Annotated in this window: 17 protein-coding genes and 4 pseudogenes; 10 read left to right on the top strand and 11 right to left on the bottom strand. The window is 69.1% G+C overall.

What is annotated here, in order from left to right; genetic code table 11:
* Positions 1-546: 546 nt before the first annotated feature.
* From ACQPZW_RS25975 to ACQPZW_RS25965, 3 genes are all read right to left on the bottom strand, one after another.
* Positions 547-2313: an ATP-binding protein gene (locus ACQPZW_RS25975; protein WP_433788624.1), complete on the bottom strand. Its 1767-nt coding sequence runs from the start codon at positions 2311-2313 to the stop codon at positions 547-549.
* 371 nt (positions 2314-2684) lie between these two features.
* Positions 2685-3344 (bottom strand): response regulator, encoded by a 660-nt coding sequence (locus ACQPZW_RS25970; protein WP_433788623.1) that lies wholly within the window; start codon positions 3342-3344, stop codon positions 2685-2687.
* A complete protein-coding gene (locus ACQPZW_RS25965; protein ID WP_433788622.1) occupies positions 3344-4516 on the bottom strand; it encodes a sensor histidine kinase in 1173 nt (390 codons plus the stop codon). Before ACQPZW_RS25965 ends, ACQPZW_RS25970 begins: the two co-directional genes overlap by 1 nt.
* Before the next feature lie 131 nt (positions 4517-4647).
* Here ACQPZW_RS25965 and ACQPZW_RS25960 point away from each other — a divergent pair, with 131 nt between their 5' ends.
* Both ACQPZW_RS25960 and ACQPZW_RS25955 read left to right on the top strand, forming a co-directional pair.
* Positions 4648-5556 (top strand): ABC transporter ATP-binding protein, encoded by a 909-nt coding sequence (locus ACQPZW_RS25960; RefSeq protein WP_433788621.1) that lies wholly within the window; start codon positions 4648-4650, stop codon positions 5554-5556.
* 26 nt (positions 5557-5582) lie between these two features.
* Positions 5583-6443 carry an ABC transporter permease gene (locus ACQPZW_RS25955; protein WP_433788620.1) on the top strand — a complete coding sequence of 287 codons (861 nt, stop codon included), beginning with the start codon at positions 5583-5585 and terminating at the stop codon, positions 6441-6443.
* A 199-nt stretch (positions 6444-6642) separates the two neighbouring features.
* Here the strand turns inward: ACQPZW_RS25955 and ACQPZW_RS25950 are convergent, their stop codons facing one another.
* On the bottom strand, positions 6643-7011 hold the full coding sequence (locus ACQPZW_RS25950) for a VOC family protein (protein ID WP_433788619.1): 369 nt from the start codon (positions 7009-7011) through the stop codon (positions 6643-6645).
* Positions 7012-7455: 444 nt separating this feature from the next.
* Positions 7456-9579 (bottom strand): MMPL family transporter, encoded by a 2124-nt coding sequence (locus tag ACQPZW_RS25945; RefSeq protein ID WP_433788618.1) that lies wholly within the window; start codon positions 9577-9579, stop codon positions 7456-7458.
* 46 nt (positions 9580-9625) lie between these two features.
* Here ACQPZW_RS25945 and ACQPZW_RS25940 point away from each other — a divergent pair, with 46 nt between their 5' ends.
* Positions 9626-10123 carry a MarR family winged helix-turn-helix transcriptional regulator gene (locus ACQPZW_RS25940; protein WP_433797626.1) on the top strand — a complete coding sequence of 166 codons (498 nt, stop codon included), beginning with the start codon at positions 9626-9628 and terminating at the stop codon, positions 10121-10123.
* Here the strand turns inward: ACQPZW_RS25940 and ACQPZW_RS25935 are convergent.
* The 4 genes from ACQPZW_RS25935 to ACQPZW_RS25920 form a co-directional block, all read right to left on the bottom strand.
* The gene (locus ACQPZW_RS25935; protein ID WP_433788617.1) at positions 10092-10499 is read right to left on the bottom strand and encodes a hypothetical protein; all 408 of its coding nucleotides are present in this window, start codon (positions 10497-10499) and stop codon (positions 10092-10094) included. The two genes, ACQPZW_RS25940 and ACQPZW_RS25935, sit on opposite strands and share 32 nt — an antisense overlap.
* A 93-nt stretch (positions 10500-10592) precedes the next feature.
* On the bottom strand, positions 10593-10814 hold the full coding sequence (locus ACQPZW_RS25930; protein WP_433788616.1) for a hypothetical protein: 222 nt from the start codon (positions 10812-10814) through the stop codon (positions 10593-10595).
* Positions 10815-10981: 167 nt separating this feature from the next.
* The gene (locus ACQPZW_RS25925) at positions 10982-11458 is read right to left on the bottom strand and encodes a hemerythrin domain-containing protein (RefSeq protein WP_433788615.1); all 477 of its coding nucleotides are present in this window, start codon (positions 11456-11458) and stop codon (positions 10982-10984) included.
* Positions 11451-12572, bottom strand: a complete 1122-nt coding sequence (locus ACQPZW_RS25920) for an MFS transporter (protein WP_433788614.1) — start codon at positions 12570-12572, stop codon at positions 11451-11453. Before ACQPZW_RS25920 ends, ACQPZW_RS25925 begins: the two co-directional genes overlap by 8 nt.
* 332 nt (positions 12573-12904) lie before the next feature.
* On the opposite strand from ACQPZW_RS25920, the pseudogene ACQPZW_RS25915 reads away from it, so the two are divergent.
* The 5 genes and pseudogenes from ACQPZW_RS25915 to ACQPZW_RS25895 form a co-directional block, all read left to right on the top strand.
* A pseudogene (locus ACQPZW_RS25915) lies at positions 12905-13097 on the top strand (hypothetical protein); the annotation flags it as partial.
* 125 nt (positions 13098-13222) lie between these two features.
* A pseudogene (locus ACQPZW_RS25910) lies at positions 13223-13369 on the top strand (4Fe-4S dicluster domain-containing protein); the annotation flags it as partial.
* Positions 13362-13499: pseudogene (locus tag ACQPZW_RS25905) on the top strand (nitrate reductase molybdenum cofactor assembly chaperone); the annotation flags it as partial. The pseudogenes ACQPZW_RS25910 and ACQPZW_RS25905, both read left to right, overlap by 8 nt.
* Before the next feature lie 6 nt (positions 13500-13505).
* Positions 13506-14279, top strand: a pseudogene (gene narI, locus ACQPZW_RS25900) (respiratory nitrate reductase subunit gamma); the annotation flags it as partial.
* Between the two features lie 220 nt (positions 14280-14499).
* The gene (locus ACQPZW_RS25895; protein WP_433788613.1) at positions 14500-14814 is read left to right on the top strand and encodes a hypothetical protein; all 315 of its coding nucleotides are present in this window, start codon (positions 14500-14502) and stop codon (positions 14812-14814) included.
* 42 nt (positions 14815-14856) lie between these two features.
* Here the strand turns inward: ACQPZW_RS25895 and ACQPZW_RS25890 are convergent, their stop codons facing one another.
* Both ACQPZW_RS25890 and ACQPZW_RS25885 read right to left on the bottom strand, forming a co-directional pair.
* Positions 14857-16245 (bottom strand): ATP-binding protein, encoded by a 1389-nt coding sequence (locus tag ACQPZW_RS25890; protein ID WP_433788612.1) that lies wholly within the window; start codon positions 16243-16245, stop codon positions 14857-14859.
* Positions 16242-16934 (bottom strand): response regulator transcription factor, encoded by a 693-nt coding sequence (locus ACQPZW_RS25885; protein WP_433788611.1) that lies wholly within the window; start codon positions 16932-16934, stop codon positions 16242-16244. Before ACQPZW_RS25885 ends, ACQPZW_RS25890 begins: the two co-directional genes overlap by 4 nt.
* Before the next feature lie 100 nt (positions 16935-17034).
* Here ACQPZW_RS25885 and ACQPZW_RS25880 point away from each other — a divergent pair, with 100 nt between their 5' ends.
* Together ACQPZW_RS25880 and ACQPZW_RS25875 are read left to right on the top strand one after the other, a co-directional pair.
* Positions 17035-17733: an ABC transporter ATP-binding protein gene (locus ACQPZW_RS25880; protein WP_433788610.1), complete on the top strand. Its 699-nt coding sequence runs from the start codon at positions 17035-17037 to the stop codon at positions 17731-17733.
* The gene (locus ACQPZW_RS25875) at positions 17730-20090 is read left to right on the top strand and encodes an FtsX-like permease family protein (RefSeq protein WP_433788609.1); all 2361 of its coding nucleotides are present in this window, start codon (positions 17730-17732) and stop codon (positions 20088-20090) included. The genes ACQPZW_RS25880 and ACQPZW_RS25875 overlap by 4 nt, the downstream gene beginning before the upstream one ends.
* Positions 20091-20143: the final 53 nt, after the last annotated feature.

Below are 20143 nucleotides of genomic sequence, written 5' to 3'. Positions count from 1 at the left end.
CCTGCCGTCCGTTCGTCAGCTGACGCGGAGAAGGATTGGCCGCCGTGATTTCCCGATCAAGGTATAGCGAAGCGCCCGCTGTTGTCCGACCCGTTCCTGGTGCTCAGGCCTTCTCTGCCGGCCGACCGGGATCTCGAGCCCTGCTCGCGTAGCTGGTCCGCCCAGTTGCCCATCGTGTCGATCAACTTGCCGTACTTCTCGGCGAGTGCTTTGAACGGGCCCGCAACGCAGTAGGGATACGGGAGAAGTTCCCGGCCGTTGCTGGCTTTCCACGTCTTGGACGTCTGCCAGGTGACCCTTGTGAGTGCAGGATCCGCCGGACGGTCTCGACACTGATCGTGCTCACTCGGGGAAGATCAACCGCTCCGTCGAAACGGGGGAACTCACGAGCAGAGACTACTGCGGCGCTGTCCGATGTCATCCTTGATGAAGCGCCGGCGGCCGACCTTCGTCGCGAGATCCGGCGGCTCCACTGAGCGGTCGGGATCAGCACCCGACATGTCGCGTTCCCATCTGACCGGTACGCCGATCTCGGCTGATCATTTGCTACACCGCTTCTGCCCGGTTCCCCGCCAGAGCGTCGCTGACCGCGGCGAGAAGCTGGTCGGCAGTGAAGGGCTTTTCGATCACTTTACTTTCGGGTGTACACAGACGGTTAGGGCCGAGGATGCCGTCGACGTAACCGGATATGTAGAGCACCGGCAGCCGGGGGTCGGTGCGGTGCAGGATCTCGGCCAGACGTGAGCCTGACATATCAGGCATGACGACGTCGGCTATCAGCAGGTCGCAGCCGTCGCAGGCGTACGCGGCCAGGGCATCGGGACCACTGACAGCGGCCCGGACCCGATATCCGCCGGCGGTGAGAATGCGGGCGACGCTCGCGCCCAGGGCCGGTTCGTCCTCGACGACCAGAATGTTTTCGCCGTGACCACGCGGCGGCGCCGAAGCGGTGCGACTTAACGATTCGAGATCATACGGTATGTCGACGGCAGGGAAATACAGACGGAACGTCGTGCCTATGCCGAGCTTGGAGCAGACGTCGATACTGCCGCCACCAGCGGTGACGATATCCAGGACGGTTGCGAGGCCGAGCCCTGTGCCGTGGCCTTTCGGCTTGGTGGTGAAGAACGGCTCGAAGATGCGGGCCACCGTTTCCGGAGGCATCCCAGAACCGGTATCAGTGACCAGAAGCTGAAGATATCGTCCGGCATTCACCGGCGGGTGAACATTTGCCTGGTTCTCCTCAAGTTCGACGGCGCTGGCGGCGATCACCAATGTGCCGCCGTCGGGCATCGCGTCGCGGGCGTTCACAGCGAGGTTGACGAGAACCTGTTGGATTTGACCGGCGTCCGCACAGACCTTCAGCGGCTCGGACGAGGGCGCCACCACTAGCTCGATGTGTTCGCCGAGAGTTCTCGCCAGCATGGCGTGCGCTTCGGCGATCGCGGTGTTGATGTCGAATATCTGCCGCTGGACGGCCTCGTGCCTAATGAAGCAAAGCAGTTGCGCCGTGAGTCCGGCTGCTCGCTTCGCCGCCTTTCGGATCTGAGCGAGATCGTTGCGGGCTTCGGGAGAAGCTTTTTCAGCGACGAAGTCGGTGTAGTTGAGGATGATGGCAAGGACATTGTTGAAATCGTGCGTTATGCCACCGGCCAGGTGTCCCAGGCTCGCCATCCGCTGAGCCTCTCTAATTCGCTGCGTCACCGCCCGTTGCCGCGCTTCGGCGAGTATCGCGCCGAGCAACGCCAGGGCGGCGGCGACGATGCTCAGAATCAGAATGTAGCGCCGGGTGGTGGCTCCCACCGCTTCGAGGCGGGCGAGGCTGGCGTTCGCCGCCGAGGCCGACAACGCAGCGGTGGCGTCGCAACCGCTGGCGATCCGCGCATAAAGCTCGATCTCCCGGCCGAGGACGAGTTCGGAGGCGGCCTTGCGGTCCGCCGGCTCGCCGCTGCGGTACAGCTTTACCACCTCCTCGTCGACGGTCATGAACTCTGCGAACGCGTTCCTGACGGTGCCAACGCTCTGCGCGGCCGCGGACGACGCGGACAACAGTTCCAAGGCGTCCAATTCCCTGTCGAACTTCGCCGCCGCGTCGAGGAACTTCGCACGGCCGGCCGAAGTATCGACGGCGGCTCCGGGGACGGCGCGGATGATGTCCAGTGCGTATGCCGTCTGCCAGCCGTTGAAGTCCGCCGCCCGGAATTTGACCTGCTGCGCGGCTAGGGCCAACTGCTGGGCCTCCCGTGCCCCGCTTGCCATGGCTTCCTGGCGGTGCGATGCGGAGTACCCCAGTACGGCCACGGCGACCAGCACCGCGACCGTAGTCGTGTTGATAAGTAGGCGTCTTCCGGGCCGACACCTCGACAGCCAGCTCATCCCTCTACTCACCCGCCTTCTCGCCTCGCCGCTCAACCGCAGCGCGCCCTGTTCCCGCCTCGCTGTCCGGTCATTCGGACCGCAGCCAGGTGAACCAGCGATACCGGCGCGGGGATCTATTGGCGATTCTGCCCCGCAATGATCGAGCAGCGCTCCGTTTTCGCGGCCAGACCAATGGGGCGGCCCCTCAACCGCTACCCGCAGTGGCTCAGGCCGCGACTGCGGGCATACGGGCCGTGACGAACCGGTTTCGGCGGTGAGAACGGCGGCCCGCCAGAATCGTGTGGCGGGCGGCCTCTTCCGGCGGCTCAGCGGTGTGCGGAGACCAGGCCCGCTTCGTAGGCGATGATTACCAGATGGACCCGGTCGCGGGCGCCGAGTTTAGTCAGCAGGCGGGTGACGTACGACTTGGCGGTGGCGACGGTGATTGACAGCCGCGCCGCGATCTCGGTGTTGGACAGGCCGGAGCCGACCAGGTGCAGCACTTGCTGTTCGCGTTCGGTGATGCCGGTGAGCTCTCGCTGCGGGCCCGGTGCGGTCGGCGATCGCCGGACGACGTCGTTGATGAGGCGCCGGGTCACGCTGGGTGCGATCAGGCTGTCTCCGGCGGCGACCACCCGGATCGCGTTGAGGATGTCGTGGACGGCCATGTCTTTGACTAGGAATCCGGCGGCTCCGGCCCGTAGCGCGCCGTAGACGCTGTCGTCGTCGTCGAACGTGGTCAGGACGAGGACTTTGGCGCTGGTCGGGCCCTGGGTGATGCGGCGGGTCGCCTCGATGCCGTCCATCGCGGCCATGCGCAGGTCCATCATGACCACGTCCGGGCGTAGCCGTACGGTCAGCTGGACGGCCTCTGCTCCGCCGCCGGCCTCGCCGAGGACGAGCATGTCCTCGGCCGAGGCGACGGAGGTCTGCAGCGCCGTGCGGATCAGCTCTTGATCGTCGGCAATGAGTACCCGGATGGTCATCAGGACCTCGTCGTGGTCGGCAGCCGGGCGGACACCCGGAAACCGCCACCGGGGTCGGGCCGGGCGGAGAAGTCGCCGTGGAGCAGTCCGACGCGCTCGCGCATGCCGATCAGGCCGTATCCGGGGCGCGGCTCGCCATCCAGGCCCTTGCCGTCGTCGAGCACGTCGATGGCCAACTCCTCGTCGCGGTAGTCCACCGATACTTGGCAGGATCGTGCGCCGGCATGCCGTACCACGTTGGTGATCGCCTCCTGGATGATTCGGTACGCCGAGAGGTCGACCTCTACCGGGAGCGCCCGTCGATCGCCCAGCCAGCGCAGGTCGACCCGGAGACCGGCCTCGTTCGTCTCCTTCGCCAGCCGGTCCAGGTCGTCGAGCCGGGGTGCCGGACCGCCGGGTTCCCGGCCGGCTTCGCGTAGCGCGACCAGCATATGGCGCAGACCGGCGAGGGTCTCGCGCCCGGCTGCCTCGATGCTGCGCAATGCCTGCCGGGCCACGTGAGGTTGAGTGTCGATGACAAGGTTCGCTGATCCGGCCTGAAGCGCGACGATGCCGATGTTGTGCGCGACCATGTCATGCAGTTCACGGGCGATCCGCAGCCGCTCGGCGTTGATCGCGTCGGTGGTGGTCCGTGCTCGCAGCGCCTCGGCGTGCTCGCGGCGCTCGTGCACCGACCGGCCGATCAGCCAGGCGGCTACTCCGCCGAGCAGGACCACCAGCGTCTCCGCGGCTGCCACACCCCATCCGGACATGAGCCGGGCTGCCTGGTAGACACCGAACACACCGGCAGTCCCAAACCCGCTGATGATCGCGGTCCGACGGGAGGAGCTCGCCGCGATGAATGCCAGAGCCACGTAGAAGGCCAGGAACTGTGGCAGCGCGACACCGCCGGGACCGGCTATCGACGCACCGCCGACCGCGCCGGCCAGCAGCAGCGTCGAAGCAACCAGAGGATGACGCCTCAGCAGTGTCGCGCCGACGAGCGTGAGCATCGTCGTGCCGGCCAGAACGAGCGCCGGAATCCGCCAGTCGACGGGCGCCGCGGCTTGCGGGCGTGGCAGTCCCACGGAGGTCGCCACGGCATATGTCGTGCCCACCAGCCAGCTCAGTGCCGTCCACCTGCCCGGCGACAGGCTCTTCCGTGAGCGCGACGAGGTTGTGAGGGCCGGCATGCGTCCAGGGTAGAACTCGCCGAATCGGGCGTCGTCCGACCACGGGTGTACACCCTGAGTCGACGCTTCGACTCCGGATTGTCCTCCCGGGTAGATGGTTGCGACGGTCACGGCGCACCAGGATGAGAAACGTGATCGAAGCAACGAACCTGACAAAACGGTACGGCAACAAGACCGCCGTCAACGGGCTCACCTTCACCGTTCGGCCAGGCCACGTCACCGGCTTCCTCGGCCCGAACGGTGCCGGGAAGAGCACCACGCTGCGGATGATCCTCGGCCTCAACACACCGACGAGCGGCAGCGTGACCGTCGACGGCCACGACTTCCGGGACCTGCCCCGCGGCATGCGACACGTCGGAGCGCTGCTGGACGCGGGTGATGTGCACGGTGGGCGTACCGCGGTCGCGCACCTCGCCGCGCTCGCCCGCAGCAACCGCATCCCGCGCCGCCGCGTCGACGAGGTGATCGACATCGTCGGACTGTCCAGCGCTGCCAGCCGGCGCATCGGCCAGTTCTCCCTCGGCATGCGTCAGCGCCTCGGTATCGCCACCGCTTTGCTCGGCGATCCACCGGTGCTGCTGTTCGACGAACCGCTCAACGGTCTCGACCCGGAGGGCGTGCTGTGGGTCCGGAACCTGTTCCGGCAGCTGGCCGCCGAAGGGCGCACCGTTTTCGTGTCCAGCCATCTGATGAGCGAGATGGAGAGCACCGCGGACCATCTCGTGGTGATCGGTCGCGGTGAACTGATCGCCGCCGAGAGCCTCGCGGAATTCGCCGGCCGGGGGACCGGAGCGGGTGTGCGGGTCCGGACCCCACAGGCGGAGCTCTTCGCTCCCATTCTGCTGCGCGCGCGAGGACAGGCCGACCGAGTCGGCGACGGACTCATCGAGGTGACGGGGCTGAGTCAGGAGCAGGTGGGCGAGCTCGCCTTCGAGCACGGTGTGATGCTGCACGAGCTGGCTACCCACACCGCCTCGCTCGAGGCGGCGTTCTTGGAGCTCACCGCCGACAGCGTCGAGTACGCCGCCCACGACGCGTGACCCGACGACATCTACGAGGAGTTGCCATGACCGACCTTGCCACCGCATCCCGTGATGCCGGGCGGACTACCGATCCACGCCCTCGCTTCATCGACCTGATCATGTCGGAGTGGATGAAGTTGTGGTCCCTGCGCTCGACGTTCTGGGTGCTGCTGCTCAGCGCTCTGGGAGTCGTCCTGGCCAACGTCAACGCCGCATGGGCCGACTACCGCAACTTCCCGCTCTACAGTGCCGAGACGCAGGCCGCTCTCACTCCGGGCTGGGCGGCCTGGGACGCCTTCACCTCGATCGCCGCCACCCTGGTGATCCTGGCGATGAGCTCGGTCGGCGCGATCAGCATCGTGGGGGAATACAGCACCGGCCAGAATCGCACCACCTTCGCGGCGGTGCCGGCCCGAGGAGGCGTCATGGCGGCCAAGATCGTCGTCATGGCGGTCGTGACGACCGTGTTCGGCGCTCTGGTGGCCGGGCTGTCGTTCTGGGCGTCGCAGGCGATCCTGTCCGGGCGCAACGCCGGCATCTCGATCGGCCACCCCAACGCCCTGCAGCTCGCGATCGGGTCCGCGCTGCTGGCTCCACTCGCGGCGCTGATCGGCATGGGACTCGGCTCGCTGATCCGAACCACCGCAGCGACGATCGTGACCGCGACTCTGCTGCTGCTCATCCTGCCCACCGCCATGAACGACACCAAGTACTGGGGCGCGGTGCTCGCCCACACGATGCCGCGAGTGGCGTGGGGCCGTCTCACCGAGATCGAGCCCGGCAGCGGCCCGGCATCTCTTACCCCGTACTCCTGGACGGCCGGGGGAGCGTGGACGGTCTATGCCGTCTGGGCACTGGTGTCTATTCTCATCGCCGTCGTCAGCGTGCAGCGGCGAGACCAGTGAAACGGCCAGGCGCTCCAACAACTGGTTGGTGACGATGCCGCGCCACTGAAGGACTCTCGCGGCCGGCTCTCCACCGAGTCGAGGCCGTTTACCGCGGCGACCCACCGGGTCGCCGAATATCGACGCGGACAGGATCGAGGTTGGTCGTCCGCGTCAGTTGGCACCTCCGCCGAAGAACCCGGCGAGTAGTTGTGAGAGGTCAAGCCGGGCCATCCAGCCCGATCACGTTGCCAAAGGGATCGACGACTTGACATATGAAACGGTTGTCGTCGATTTGAAGCGGACCACGCAGCGGGGTCGCTCCCTTCGCTAAGAGCGCGTACCGGGCGACCGCCACGCTATCCACGGCCCAATACACCACGGTGCTGCGTCCGTATGGGTTCGCGTCGGGGTCGGCAGGGTGGAACGCCACTTCGACGTTGCCGACCATGAAGTAGCGGAAGGAGCTGTTGGGCGCCGCTTGGACCGGCCCACAGCTCCAGGCGGAGGCGTACCAGTCGGCGACGGATGGCGGATCATCGGCGAAGATCATGATGGCGCGCACGGGCGACGGTGAGCTGGGCAGCATGCGACGAGTCTCTCGCAGCGGCGCGGACAGCTGGTTTCCTTTGCCTGCAGGAGAAGGTGTGCGCCACAGTCGTTGATCTGCTCGGCGTGATCGGTCTGGGTATGCATCGCCTCGGCGACGAGCAGGACCCCGGTCAGGTCGCCCAGAACTTTCTCGACAGTGTTGAGCCGGGGTGTGAAGGCCGGGATCCGATCGTCATGCGGCGGGCCCCCGAAGAGGCCGGCGCGACGGCTTGGAACGACCACCGGGACCGAGGGCAAGCGATGCGGCGTCGCCGACGGTGCGGACATCGTGGCATCCACGGACCGTTGTCGGCCCGCTTCGTCCTGGTTGGGTAGTGGTCACCGAGGACCACGGGTCACCGAGGACCACGGGTGACCTTAGCCGGGTGGGTGTCGGTAACGGCGATGACGATCAGCATCGACATCGCCATCGCGTGTCAGCTCAGGCTACTGGTTCGTTCGATCTGGGTCCGTCGGCATCGGTGGGTGTTCGTGCTGAGTGCTGTTGTGGTGCCGGGTGGGCCGGCCACCAGAATCGCTCGCCGAGCAGCAGGGCGAGGGCGGGCACGACGACGGTCCTGACCAGCAGGGTGTCGAACAGCACGCCGATGCCGACGATGACGCCGATCTGGGTGAGCACGATGACGGGCAGGACGCCGAGGACGGTGAATACGGCGGCCAGCAGGATGCCGGCTGAGGTGATGACACCGCCGGTGGCGCCCAACGCGCGGATGGTGGCGTTGCGGGTGTCGCCGCCGGTCAGTGTCTCTTCGCGGGCCCGGGTGACCAGGAAGATGTTGTAGTCGACGCCGAGAGCCACCAGGAACAGAAAGCTGAGCAGGGGGACGCTCGCATCGAGAGCCGGGATGTCGAGCAACCGGGTCAGCACGATCGATGCCGCTCCCAGGCTGGCGGCGAAGCTGGCGATCACGGTCAGCAGCAGCAGGATCGGTGCGAGCAGCGACCGCAGCAGGACGATGAGCACCAGCAGCACGACCGCGAGCACGAGCGGGCCGATCACGGCGTTGTCGCGTAGGTTCGCGTCGCGTAGATCGAGGTCGGCAGCGGGGGCTCCGCCGACCACGGCATCGGCGCCGGGAACGGAGGCGAGAGCGGTCCTCAGGTCTCGTACCGTCTCGTCGGCTGCCGTGGTGCCGGAGGCGCCGGTCAATTCGACCGACACCTGCGACAGTCGTCCGTCGTCGGACCTCTCCGGTGGCCCGACCCGGGCGATGCCGTCCGTCGCGGTGATCGCGGCGACGACCGCTTCGGCGGCCGTGCTGGTGCTGATCACGGTGGCCGGCTGGGCGGAGCCTGCCGGGAAGTGCTCGGCCAGCGTTTGCTGGGCGGTGACGGACTCGACCTCGGTGCGGAACTGGTCGGTCTGAGCCAGGCCGATCCTGGTGGTGAGTAGTCCGGCCGCGGCGGCACCGAGGATGAGCACGGCTGCGACGAGCACGGTTGCCGGGCGTCTGCCCACCGCTGTCGCGATGCGCGCCCACAGTCCGCTGTCGGTGGGCTCCGCGCTGCCGGGTTGCGGAACGAACGGCCAGAAGACGCCGCGGGGCAGGCCGGCGAGCACCGCGGGGAGCACGACCAGGCCGAAGAACAGGGCGACGACGACACCGAGCGCGGCGGAGACGCCGAGCGTGCGATTGCTGGTCAGGACGGCGGCGAGCAGGGTCAGCAGCGCGAGGACGACTGTCGCGGCGCTACCGATGACGGCCGGGGCCGCGCCGATCAGGGCTTGGGTCATCGCCTGGCGGCGGTGCGGAGTGCGGCGGAGTTCCTCTCGGTAGCGGGAGATCAGCAGCAGGGCGTAGTCGGTGCCGGCACCGAAGACGAGGACCGACACGATGCCGCTGACCGCGGCGTCGGTGCGTTCACCGACCAGCTGTGCTACCCACGGTAGGAGCTTGGCGACGACCTGGTCGCCGACGCCGATGACGACCAGCGGGACGACCCAGAGGATGGGGCTGCGGTAGGTGATCAGCAGCAGTACGGCGACGACGGCGGCGGTGGCCAGCAGCAGGGTGAGGTCGGCACCGTCGAACGCGGCGGCGATGTCGCGGCTGAAAGCGGGGCCCCCGGTGACCTGAGCGGTCAGACCCGGCGGAAGCGGGTTGTCCGGATCGGCGGCGACGGCGGCGCGCAGGTCGTTGACGACCTTCGTGGTGGCGGCGTCGTCGGAGAGGCCGATCAGGGGTACCGCGAGCAGTGCCGCCTGCCCGTCGCCGGAGATCGTCGGGTCCGGTACGAAGCCGTTCGCCGCGAGTAGGCCCAGGGCCGTGCGGGCGGTGTCGATGGCGGCCCTGTCCTGCGCTGTCAGAGGAGCATCGGCGCGTTCGTAGACGACGACGGCCACGTCTGCGCGGCCGCTCGGGAACCGCTGGGCGAGTTCGGTGGCGCGCGTCGACTGTTTGCCTTCGGGCAGGCCGTCGGTCGGTTGTGTGGCGGGTTGTTCCGGAGAGGTGACGAAGACCAGAACGGACAGGGCGATGCTGACCAGAACGATCAGGACTGCGCCGATCCGGCTCGTGATCGCCGCGGCACACCGTGCACCCATCGGATTTCCTTCGGCAGATGAAATATTCGGCGAACGAAACGATAGGATGGATCTCGTGCCGACGCAATCCGAATCCGAATCTCGGCGCGGCGAGATCATTGACGACCTCATCGACGCGCTCCGGCTGTTCACCGTCGAGACCGACGTGTTCGTCGAGGTCTTCGCCCGCGCGCACGGCCTCGGGCGTAATGACCTCAACGCGATCATGTGGATCAGCGAAGGCACCGACTCCGGCCGCCCGATCACCGCCGGAGAGCTCGCGACCCGGCTGGGGCTCGGAGCCCCCGCCACCACGGGACTGCTCGACAGGCTGGAGAACGCCGGTCATGTCCGCCGCGAGCGTGACCCCAACGACCGCCGCAAGGTCACCGTCGTCATGCAACCACAGGCCCTGCAGCTGGCGACCCAGTTCTTCCTGCCGCTGGGCCGGCTGATGCACGAGGCCGTGGCCGACCTCGGCCCACAGGAGCTGCGCCACGCCGACACCGTGGTGCGGCGCATGATCACCGCGATCACCCTCGCCCGCAGAGCCGCGCAACCCTGAGCCGGTCGACCGACAACGGCGAGACCCAGGGCATTCGACCGGCCGCCACCCCGGCGGCCGAGACACCGCCTTCGTGACACGAGGTGAGCCCTGGGCTATTTGCCGGCCATGAGAGCACGTCGCCCACCATGGCCGACTCGGGCGATGCAACGGCTCGAAGGTAACCGCGCCGCTGCCGGTGACGCCTGTGACGGTGACCGCGACCGCGTTGATCAGGCCCAACGCCTTTACAGTCGGGCAACGCGGTTTGATGCCCCTGGCGGATGGCGCTGAACAGGGCTTCGTCGTCCTCGTGCATGGTCAGGACGAGAACCGCCACCTCCGGGTGCCGGGCCCTGATCTGCTGAATGGCGCTGACGCCGCCCCCGCCGGGCATGGCGATGTCGGTGATGACAACCTCAGGTTGGGAGCTCTGCGCCGGAGGAGGCCTCGACGAGCAGCTCGATCTCGGGGGAGCCATCGGAACCTCTCAGGAGTGCAGGGGCAGCGTCTCGGTCACCGTGGTGCCGCCGGCGGTGGACTGGATGTCGAGGCCGCCGCCCAGGGCCTCGGCACGGCGGCGCATCGAGGAGCGGCAGACGCCGCGGGTCATGCCGTGAGGCAGGATGCCGTGGCCGTCGTCGCTGACGGCGATGTGCAGCTGTTCGTCGGCGCTGATGGTGACGTGGGCGGACTCACGCGCCTCCGGCACCGGCCGAGGGACCACTGTGCGCACGTGAGGCCCGGGCCCCGTACGTACAACACCGGCGCCCACGATGAGTGATCTACTCGACGGTGGCGGCCGTTCAGGCCGAGGGCCCCGGCAGCTCACCCCTTTGCTGCGCAACGTGGACGGCATGCCCCGTCGCCCCCTGCTGCTTACGGCCTCGCCGCCGGGGAGATGCGGATACCGACGCGGTCCCGGACGGCGTCGACGCTGTCCCAGTCGCTGCCGGTGAGGCTGGTCAATGCGGCAGGGAAGACCCCGTCCTGTTCCTTGAGGATGTGGGTGCGCAGGTCCTGAAGAACCTCGAGCAGGGCGGCCGGCCAGTCCGGGTCGGCCGGGGTGCCGGTGGCGGCTGCGGCGAGGACGTGCTCGACGTGGTGATGCTCGGCGCGCAGCACGGCGATCTGGTCCGGGAAATCGTCTGCGAGCAGCGGGAACAGGCCTTCTTCCTCGACGGCGGTATGCGGGGCGAGGATGTCGGCGATGCGGCGGGAGACGGTGGCCATCGCTTCGATGTCGCCTGCGGCGTACGCGGCACGGACGTAGCTCATCAAGCCGACGACTTCGTCGTGTTCACGGGTGAGGTCCTCGATCGCGGTGACGTCCTGACAGCCGCAGTATTCACACATGAGCGGCCTTCCCATCTCCCGCGCTGCTGCGAGCGACCGACACGACGTCCAGCAGCAGAGCCGCCAGGGCGACCAGGGCCAGTAGGGCGAGGCCGAGAGAGTATGACTGGAACTGACCGTAGATGGATCCCATCACCAGCGGTGGTACGAACCCGCCGAGTCCGCCGGCCGCGCCTACCACGCCGGTGACCGATCCGACCTGGTTGGCCGGAGCGACCTGTGCGACCAGGGCGAACGTGGCGCCGCTGCCGGCGCCGAGCGCAGCGGCCATGGCCAGGAACGCGATCGTGCCGACTGGCGCCAGGCCGGGGGTGAACGACTGCACGATCGCGCCCGCGACGACCACGCCCAGAGAGAGGGCCAGCACCCGGCTCGGGGCGATCCTGTCGGAGATCCAGCCGCCGAACGGTCGCATGATCACGGCAAGGAGCACGAACCCGGCCATCCGGTTGGCGGCGTCGGCCGGGGTGAGCCCGTACGCAGTTTTGAGGTAGGCGGGCAGGTAGACCGAGAACGCGACGTAGCCGCCGAAGACGACCGCGTACAGCGCCGAGGTCTGCCAGGTGATCTTGAGTCGGAGGGTTGTGGCGAGGCGCCGGGCGAGCGGAGCGGTCGGCACCGCCCGGTCCGGAGCGTCGCGCAGCACCAGCCACGCGACGAGCGCGTAGACGGCCAGGACCGCGGCGGTGAGCAGGAACGGCGTGGCGGTGCTGCCGGCGTCTACCAGTTTCACCGTGGTCAGGGCGCTGATCGCGGTGCCGCCCATACCGGCGCCGAAGACACCGACGGCGAAGCCGCGCCGGTGCGGCGGGAACCAGGCGCTGACGAACGGGACACCGACGGCGAAGGTCGTGCCGCCGATGCCCAGGAAGAAGCCGCCGACCAGTAACGCAGCCAGAGAGTCGTGGCCGAACAGACCCAGGTAGAGCACCGGGGCGATGGTCGTCAGCGATACCAGCGGGAACATCAGCCGACCACCGAAGCGGTCGGTCAGCGCACCGACCGGGATCCGGCCGAGCGAGCCGACCACGACCGGCACCGCGACTAGCAGGGCCTGCTGCAACGAGGTCAGGTCCAAGGCGGCGGTGAACCGTACGGCCGGAGGGCTGAGCAATGCCCAAGCTCAGAAGTTGACCGCGAACCCGACCGTGGCCAGGGTGAGCATCAACCCGGCCCGGGCGGGGGTCGATGTCGTCGAAGGTGTGCCCATCAGCTCGCTCCGTGTCGAGGAATGTCCTTTGAGGCCAACAATCGCGGGGCGGGTGGCGCTACCGGTAGGGCATTTGTACCTAGCTGGACAGCCTCGATGCCGACGATCCGCGTAGACGGGACCTAAGTCCTGCCCTGACGGGCCTTTGATCACCGAAATCATGATGGGTGTCGCAGGCGTGCATCGGGCCGTACGAAGGTGAGATCGAGGTTGCCCACCCGAGGGAGACGGACTCGATGGCACATGGAACCGGTGGCGCCGGTCAGGCGTTGTTGCAGCTCGGTGGACTGGTACGCCGGGCGCAGGTGTCACCCGACGGTCGAGCGCTCTATCAGATCGGCGGTCGGGAGGCGGACTCCTTCTACCGTGATCGCTGGTCGTACGACAAGGTGGTCCGCTCCACGCACGGGGTGAACTGCACCGGCCTGCTGACCGGGCAGGACACCAAGGTCACCTGGTCGGCGAACTGGGACGACTCGCTCGGCGGCGGCAACGAGGTCCTCTCCGCAGACCCGATCCTGCAGAAGGTGTCGGCCCAGGTCCGGCAGGACTACGAGAAGGCGTTCCTGTTCTTCCTGCCGCGAATCTGCGAGCACTGCCTCAACCCGGCCTGCGCCGCGTCGTGCCCGTCCGGAGCCATCTACAAGCGGGCCGAGGACGGCATCGTGCTCGTCGACCAGGACCGCTGCCGCGGCCGTCGACGCCGTCCGCGCCATGCTGCCGCCACCGTCGCCCCGCGACCTGGCCGCCGCCGCCCACCTGGCCCGCAGCGGCCCGCCCACCGAACAGGTCGGCCTCGAACCCTTCGGACTCGTCAACACCAGCGGGGGGACGCAGATGAACACCGCCGACACCCTGCTCTGGGTCGTCTACCCGTACCTGTCGATCGCGATCCTGATCGGCGGCACCATCTGGCGCTACCGCTACGACAAGTTCGGCTGGACCACCCGCTCCTCCCAACTCCACGAGACGTCGATCCTGCGCTGGGGCAGCCCGCTGTTCCACTTCGGCGTGCTGTTCGTGCTCCTCGGCCACATCGTCGGCCCGCTCATCCCGAAATCGGGGACCGAAGCCGTCGGGATCACCGAACACGCCTACCACCTGATGGCCGTGTTCACCGGCACCGTCGCCGGCCTGTGCACCCTGATCGGCATGGCCCTGCTCATCGCCCGCCGCCGCCTGACCGGCCCGGTCTTCGCCGCCACCACCAAGAACGACAAGGCGATGTACGTGGTCCTCGCCGCGGTGATCCTCTGCGGGCTGTGGGCGACCGTACGCGCCAATGTCTCCGGCGACGGCTACGACTACCGCGAGACCGTCTCACCGTGGCTGCGCTCGCTGTTCTACTTCCAGCCGGACGCGGCACTGATGGCCGGCGTGCCCACCACCTTCCAGGTGCACGTCATCGCCGCGTTCGCCCTGTTCGCGTTCTGGCCGTTCACTCGCCTCGTACACGCGTTCAGTGCCCCGGTCGGCTACCTGACCCGCCCGTACGTCGTCTACCGCTACCGCGACCCCCGCGGCGGTCTGCGCCTCACCCGGCCCGGCTGGGACCGCCCGTCCGCGCCCACCGGGCGACCGTCGCCAAGCTCGCCCAGCCGTGACAGCTCGATCCTCTGCTTCTCCTCAACCTGCGGAAACGGACACATCCGGTGTACTTCGGAACGTCGAGCGGCAGTCAGACCTCGTCAACGGTGATGGCCGAGCGGACCAGCTCCCGCACGCGTCCACCCCCGCCCCGGGTCTGCGCAGCGGCGACACCGCCCTGACCCCTGCGCGTCGGTGTCCCGTTCGTGGGTACCGACCAGGTCCGGATGCTGCAATGACACCCATGGCCTATCGCGGGAGCCCGGCCGCCCGAGTGATCCTGACCGTGGTGCGAGTAGTGACCGCACTGACGTTCGCTCTGCTCGGGCCGCTGTTCGCTGTCGGCGTCGTTGTGCAGCTGCTCTGGGAGATCAACGCCTGGCCGGGGCGACGGGGCACCACGCTCGGCGCCGTCCTTTGGGGCCTGCTCGGGGCGGTTCTGCTGGTCGGGCCGATGGTGGCGTGGTGGTTTCTGATCCCGCGCGTGCGCTGGTGGGGCGTACCCGTCACCATCCTGTCCGCTCTGGCAACCTTCGGCGTCTTCTTCAGCCGGCTGTGACCGGCGGGACGTTCCCCTCGGTCGAGGTGCGCCGGTCGACGGTCACCGTCGGGACGTCGGCCGGGCGGCGGGCAGGCTGATCCGTACGGTGAAGCCGTCACCCGGCTCGGCCCGGATGTCGCCGCCGTGGTCGGCCACGATCGCGGCGACGATGGACAGGCCGAGCCCCGCCCCGCCGCCGTGGTGCGCACGGCCCGGGTCGGCGCGGAAGAACCGGTCGAACACCTTGTCGCGGATCTGCGGCGGCACACCGGGCCCGTCGTCGGTGACCCGTAGGACGATACGGTCCCCGCCGGCCGCGGCCCGGCGTTGCAGGTGCAGCCGAGCCGGTGTACGCGACGGGGTGTGCGCCCGGATGTTGGCGAGCAGGTTGGCGACCACCTGGTGCAGGGCCATCGCGTCGCCGCGCACCATGGCGATTCCGGTGGGCGGCAGATCGGTGGCGACCGGCCGGTCCGGGTCGACGGCGCGTGCGTCGAGGATGGCGTCGCGGACGATCTCGGCCAGGTCGATGATCCGGCGGTCGTCCCGGCTGCCGGTGGTGTCGGCGGGCTGGTCGAGGCTCGCCAGTTGCAGCAGCTGATCGACCAGGGAGCCGACCCGTTCGGTCTCCTGGCGGATCCGGCGTATCGCGGTGGGCACTTCGCTGTCGGGTACCGCGCCGCGTTCGTAGAGGTCGGCCCAGCCGCGGATGGCGGTCACCGGTGTCCGTAGTTCGTGGCCGGCGTCGTCGACGAACCGACGGAGCCGTTCGTCGGCGCGTTGTCGTTCGTGCAGGGCGGTCTGCACCCGGTCGAGCATGCCGTTGAGGGCGGTGGCGAGTTGCCCGATCTCGTCCGGGGCCGTGGCCGGTAGCCGGCGGGTCAGGTCACCGGCGTGGATGCGGGTGGCCTCGTCGGCGACGGCGGTGAGGGGGCGTAGCCCGTACCGGATCAGATGTGTCGTCAGCCCGGCGGTGATCAGCAGGATGATCAGGACGGTGCCGCACCAGATCATCACGAGCCGGTCGTGCAGGCGGCGTTCGCCGCCGATCGGCTGGCCGGCGAGCAGCCAGGTGCCGTCTGCTCTCGGTGTGGCGGCCAGGCGCCAGGCCCCGTCGGGGCCGTTCACGGTGATCGGCCGGCCGGCTTCGACGGCCGCCGCCGCGGCCTCGACGGTGGGCCGGTCCGGGCCGCCCCGGCTCTGGGTTTGCACGATCGATCGGGTACGGCCGGACGCGTCGACGATCTGCACGGTCACGTCGGTGTAGACGCCGCCGGCGGCCAGCGCCGCGTCGAGGCGTTGGTCGCGTTCGCCGGACAGCAGCCGGAAGACCAGGGTCATGAACGCGACCACGGTGATCATCAGGATCGTGGTGACCACCGCGAGCATCAGCGCGACGAGCCGGTGCCGCAGGGGGTGCCGCTGGTGGATCGCGCTGAGGCCGGTCATGCCGGGCTGCGCAGTTGGTATCCGACGCCGCGGACGGTACGGATCAGGGGCGGGTCGCCGAGTTTGCGGCGCAGGTAGGAGATGTAGTTCTCGACGACACCGACCTCGCCGGCGAAGTCGTACTGCCACACCCGGTCGCGGATCTGCTCCTTGGACACGACCCGGCCGGTGTTGATCATCAGGTAGCTCAGCAGCCGGAACTCGGTCGGCGACAGGGCGATCGCGTGGTCGCCGCGGGTGACGTCGTAGGTGTCCTGGTCCAGGACGAGGTCGGCGACGTGCAGCCGCCGCGGCCTCTCCGCCGTGCTCCGGCGCAGCACCAGCGCGATCCGGGCGATCAGCTCGTCGAGGTCGAAGGGCTTGCGGATGTACTCGTCGCCACCGGCTTCGGTGAGGCCGGTGACCGCGTCGACGGCCTGGTCGCGGGCGGTCAGGAACACGATCCGGATCTGCGGCAGCAGGCCGCGCAGCCGGCGCGACACCTGGAAGCCGTCCAGGTCGGGCAGCATCACGTCGAGAACCACCAGGTCCGGCCGGAACGCCTCGGCCAGCGCCAGCGCCTGCCCGGCGGTGCCGGCGACCCGCACGTCGTAGCCGACGAAACGCAGGGCGGTGCCCAGTAGCTCGCTGATGTTGGGCTCGTCATCGACCACCAGGACCCGTTCGGTGCAGCTCACCGCCCCAGTCAACCAGCCACCGCCGCGAACCCGAATCGTCGGAGCGGCACTCATGGAGAACTCAGAGGAAACCGGGAAGCCGCTGGGAGCCGGCGCCGGTGTGCTGTGCGCCATGACAACAGAAACCGCAACCGATCCGGACGTGGTCGTGGACGTCGAGAAGGTCGTGAAGACCTACCGGTCCGCGTCGACGGAGTTCCGGGCCCTCGACGGCATCGACCTGCAAGCACGCCGCGGCGAGTTCGTGGCCGTCGTGGGCCGCTCCGGCTCCGGCAAGTCGACCCTGATGAACCTCATCGCCGGACTCGACCGGCCGACCACAGGACACCTACGGGTGGCCGGAACCGACCTGGACGGGTTGAACGAGAACCGGCTGGCCGCCTGGCGGGGCCGGGCCGTCGGCGTGGTCTTCCAGTTCTTCCAGTTGCTGCCGACGCTGACGGTGGCCGAGAACGTCGTCCTGCCGATGGAACTGAACCGCACCGTCGCTGTCCGGCACCGCCGGGACCGGGCCCTGGACATGCTGGACCGGGTGGGTCTGCGCGCACACGCCGACAAGCTGCCCGCCACGCTGTCCGGCGGCGAGCAGCAACGGGCGGCGATCGCCCGGGCCCTGGTGAACGAGCCACCGGTGCTGGTCGCCGACGAGCCGACCGGCAACCTGGACACCCACACCGGCGACGCGGTGCTCGACCTGCTCGGTGAAGTCGCGGCCGCCGGAACCTGCGTGCTGATGGTCACCCACGAACGCGACATCACCCGCTGGGTGCACCGGACGGTCACCCTCGCCGACGGCCGGGTCGCGCCATGACCGGCGTCCGCTCCCGCAAAGTAGCCCGCGACCTGCGCCGCAGATGGGGCCGTACGATCGTCGTGGTGGCCGCCATGGCGCTGGCCGTGCTCGCCGTGACCGCCGTGTCGACCAGCTACTCCGTGGCCCGCTCCCAGCAACTGTCGGGCTATCTGGCCACCGACCCGCCGTCGGCGACGATCAGCGCCCGCGGTCTGACTCCGGCGGCGCCCGAGCTGGTCCGTGCCGTCCCCGGCGTGGCCGCCGCGGACACCAGCCGAACCCTGACCGCCCGCATCCGGAGGCCGGGGGAGCAGCAGTGGCAGGCGCTGCGATTGACGGTCCGTGACTCGTTCGTGGCGAACCGGATCGCCCGGCTCACCCCCGGCGACGGCGTGTGGCCGCCGCCGGACGGGCAGATCGTGCTGGAAAGCTCCGGCCTACGGCTGCTCGACGACATCACGGCCGGTGGGCAGGTCGAGGTCGAACTGCCCGGCCGGCCGGTCCGGACGGTGCCGGTGGCCGGGACCGCCGCCGATCCGGGGCTGCCACCGAGCTGGGTCGAAGGCATGGTGTACGGCTACGTCACCCCGCAGACCGTGACGGGCTTCGGCGTCACCGTCGTGCCGGCTGAGCTCCGCATCGTCGTCGACGGCGACCGCACGGACCCCGTACACATCAGGTCGGTGGCCGACGCAGCAGTGCAGCGGCTCACCGCGGCCGGTGTCACGGTGTCCGTCGTCGACGTGCCGGAACCGGGCGCCCACCCCCATCAGGAGATCATGAACGGCATGCTCCGGCTGGAGTTGCTGTTCGGGGCGCTGGCCGTGCTGCTCAGTGTGCTGCTGATCGTGACGGTGGTGTCCGGTCTGCTGGCCGGGCAGGTCCGCCAGATCGGCACGATGAAGGCCGTCGGCGCGACCTGGCAGCAGATCGCCGGCGGCTACCTGACCAGTACCGCTGTGCTGGCGTTCGCCGCGTGCCTGATCGGCTGGCCGCTGGGGCGCCTGGCCGGGCTCGGGTTTGTCGGGTTCATCGCCGAGTTCATGAACTTCGAGGTCACCGACGAGTCGATGCCGTGGTGGCTGATCGCCGCGCAACTGGTCGCCGGGGTGGCGGTGCCGTTGCTGGTGGCCGGGGTCCTCGTGATCCGGGCCTGCCGGATCCCTCCGGTCGCGGCGATGCGCGACCACGGCGTGACCGCACCCCGGACCGGGCGCGCCGGCCGGCTGGCCCGCGGCACCCGGTTGCCTCGGATTCCGCTGCTGGGCGCCCGCAACGCGGTTCGCCGTCGTGGCCGGCTCGTGCTGGCGGCCGCCGCCCTGTCGGTGGGGGGCGCGATGTTCATGGCCGCGTTCAACGTCTCCGACGGGCTCGCCGACACGTTCGTCGAGCAGACCATCGCCGCCGAACCGTACGACCTGACCGTCACCCTGGACCGGCCGTACCCGATCAGCCAGGTCGAGCGGGTGGTGAACGCGGTACCGGGCATCGCGCGTGCCGAGACCTGGACGTCGATGCCTGTGGCGTTTCCCGCCGGCGGCACCGGGCAGATCAGTGGCGTCCCCTCCACCAGCCCGGACCTGCGGCTGAAACTCACCGCCGGCCGATGGCTGCAACCAGGTGAGGACCGGGCCATGGTGCTCAGCGCCGACTATGTCGAAGACCATCCCGGTGTCGCGGTCGGCTCGACGGTGACCACCCGCACCGGTGACCAGGAGACCGGGTGGACGGTCGTCGGCGTCGCCGTCCAGGTCGGCTCACCGTCGGCGTGGGTCGACCGCGACGCCCTGGCCGCCGCGAGCGGCACCGCCGGCACCGCCAACACGATCCGGCTGATCAGCGCGACACACGACCCGGCGCCACTGCGACAGGACCTGGAGAACGCCCTGACCGGCGGTGGGATGGCGGTCGCAGCCGTACGCACCCAGGACGACATCCGCAAGGTGCTGGTCGCCCACCAGATCATCTTCGTGGTGTTCCTGAACCTGGTCACCGTGATCAGCGTCGTGGTCGGCGGTCTCGGGCTGGCGACCATCCTCACCGTGGCGATCACCGAACGGACCAGGGAGATGGGCGTCCTGCGCTCGCTGGGGGCCACCGACCGGGCTCTGCGTGGTCTGATTCTGGCCGAGGCCGTCACCATCGGCGTGGTGAGCTGGCTGGTCGCGGCCGTGTTCCTGGCCGTTCCCGCGACGGTGGCCTTCGGCGGGATCTTCGGCAACCTGCTGCTCAACATCCCCTTGACGGTGACCGTCAACGGCTTCGCGGTGGCCGGCTGGCTGCTGCTGGTCTGCGGCATCTGTGTGCTGGCCGCACTGTTGCCGGCACGCCGGGCCGCGCGGATGACGGTGCGGCAGGCGCTCGCCTATGAGTGACCCGATGACGGGCTCATGACGACGGTGCCGGGGTCGCTGCGAGGGCGTACACC

It is taken from the genome of Actinoplanes sp. CA-252034, from assembly GCF_050956125.1.
Classification (GTDB): domain Bacteria; phylum Actinomycetota; class Actinomycetes; order Mycobacteriales; family Micromonosporaceae; genus Actinoplanes.
This window is presented reverse-complemented; position numbering and strand designations above follow the sequence as displayed.

Coding starts and splice junctions, on each gene's coding strand:
- ACQPZW_RS25970 (WP_433788623.1), bottom strand. CDS start 3,344: ATGACCATCCGGGTACTCATTGCCGACGATCAAGAGCTGATCCGCACG.
- ACQPZW_RS25965 (WP_433788622.1), bottom strand. CDS start 4,516: ATGCCGGCCCTCACAACCTCGTCGCGCTCACGGAAGAGCCTGTCGCCG.
- ACQPZW_RS25955 (WP_433788620.1), top strand. CDS start 5,583: ATGACCGACCTTGCCACCGCATCCCGTGATGCCGGGCGGACTACCGAT.
- ACQPZW_RS25950 (WP_433788619.1), bottom strand. CDS start 7,011: ATGCTGCCCAGCTCACCGTCGCCCGTGCGCGCCATCATGATCTTCGCC.
- ACQPZW_RS25945 (WP_433788618.1), bottom strand. CDS start 9,579: ATGGGTGCACGGTGTGCCGCGGCGATCACGAGCCGGATCGGCGCAGTC.
- ACQPZW_RS25940 (WP_433797626.1), top strand. CDS start 9,626: ATGGATCTCGTGCCGACGCAATCCGAATCCGAATCTCGGCGCGGCGAG.
- ACQPZW_RS25935 (WP_433788617.1), bottom strand. CDS start 10,499: ATGCCCGGCGGGGGCGGCGTCAGCGCCATTCAGCAGATCAGGGCCCGG.
- ACQPZW_RS25925 (WP_433788615.1), bottom strand. CDS start 11,458: ATGTGTGAATACTGCGGCTGTCAGGACGTCACCGCGATCGAGGACCTC.
- ACQPZW_RS25895 (WP_433788613.1), top strand. CDS start 14,500: ATGGCCTATCGCGGGAGCCCGGCCGCCCGAGTGATCCTGACCGTGGTG.
- ACQPZW_RS25890 (WP_433788612.1), bottom strand. CDS start 16,245: ATGACCGGCCTCAGCGCGATCCACCAGCGGCACCCCCTGCGGCACCGG.
- ACQPZW_RS25880 (WP_433788610.1), top strand. CDS start 17,035: ATGACAACAGAAACCGCAACCGATCCGGACGTGGTCGTGGACGTCGAG.
- ACQPZW_RS25875 (WP_433788609.1), top strand. CDS start 17,730: ATGACCGGCGTCCGCTCCCGCAAAGTAGCCCGCGACCTGCGCCGCAGA.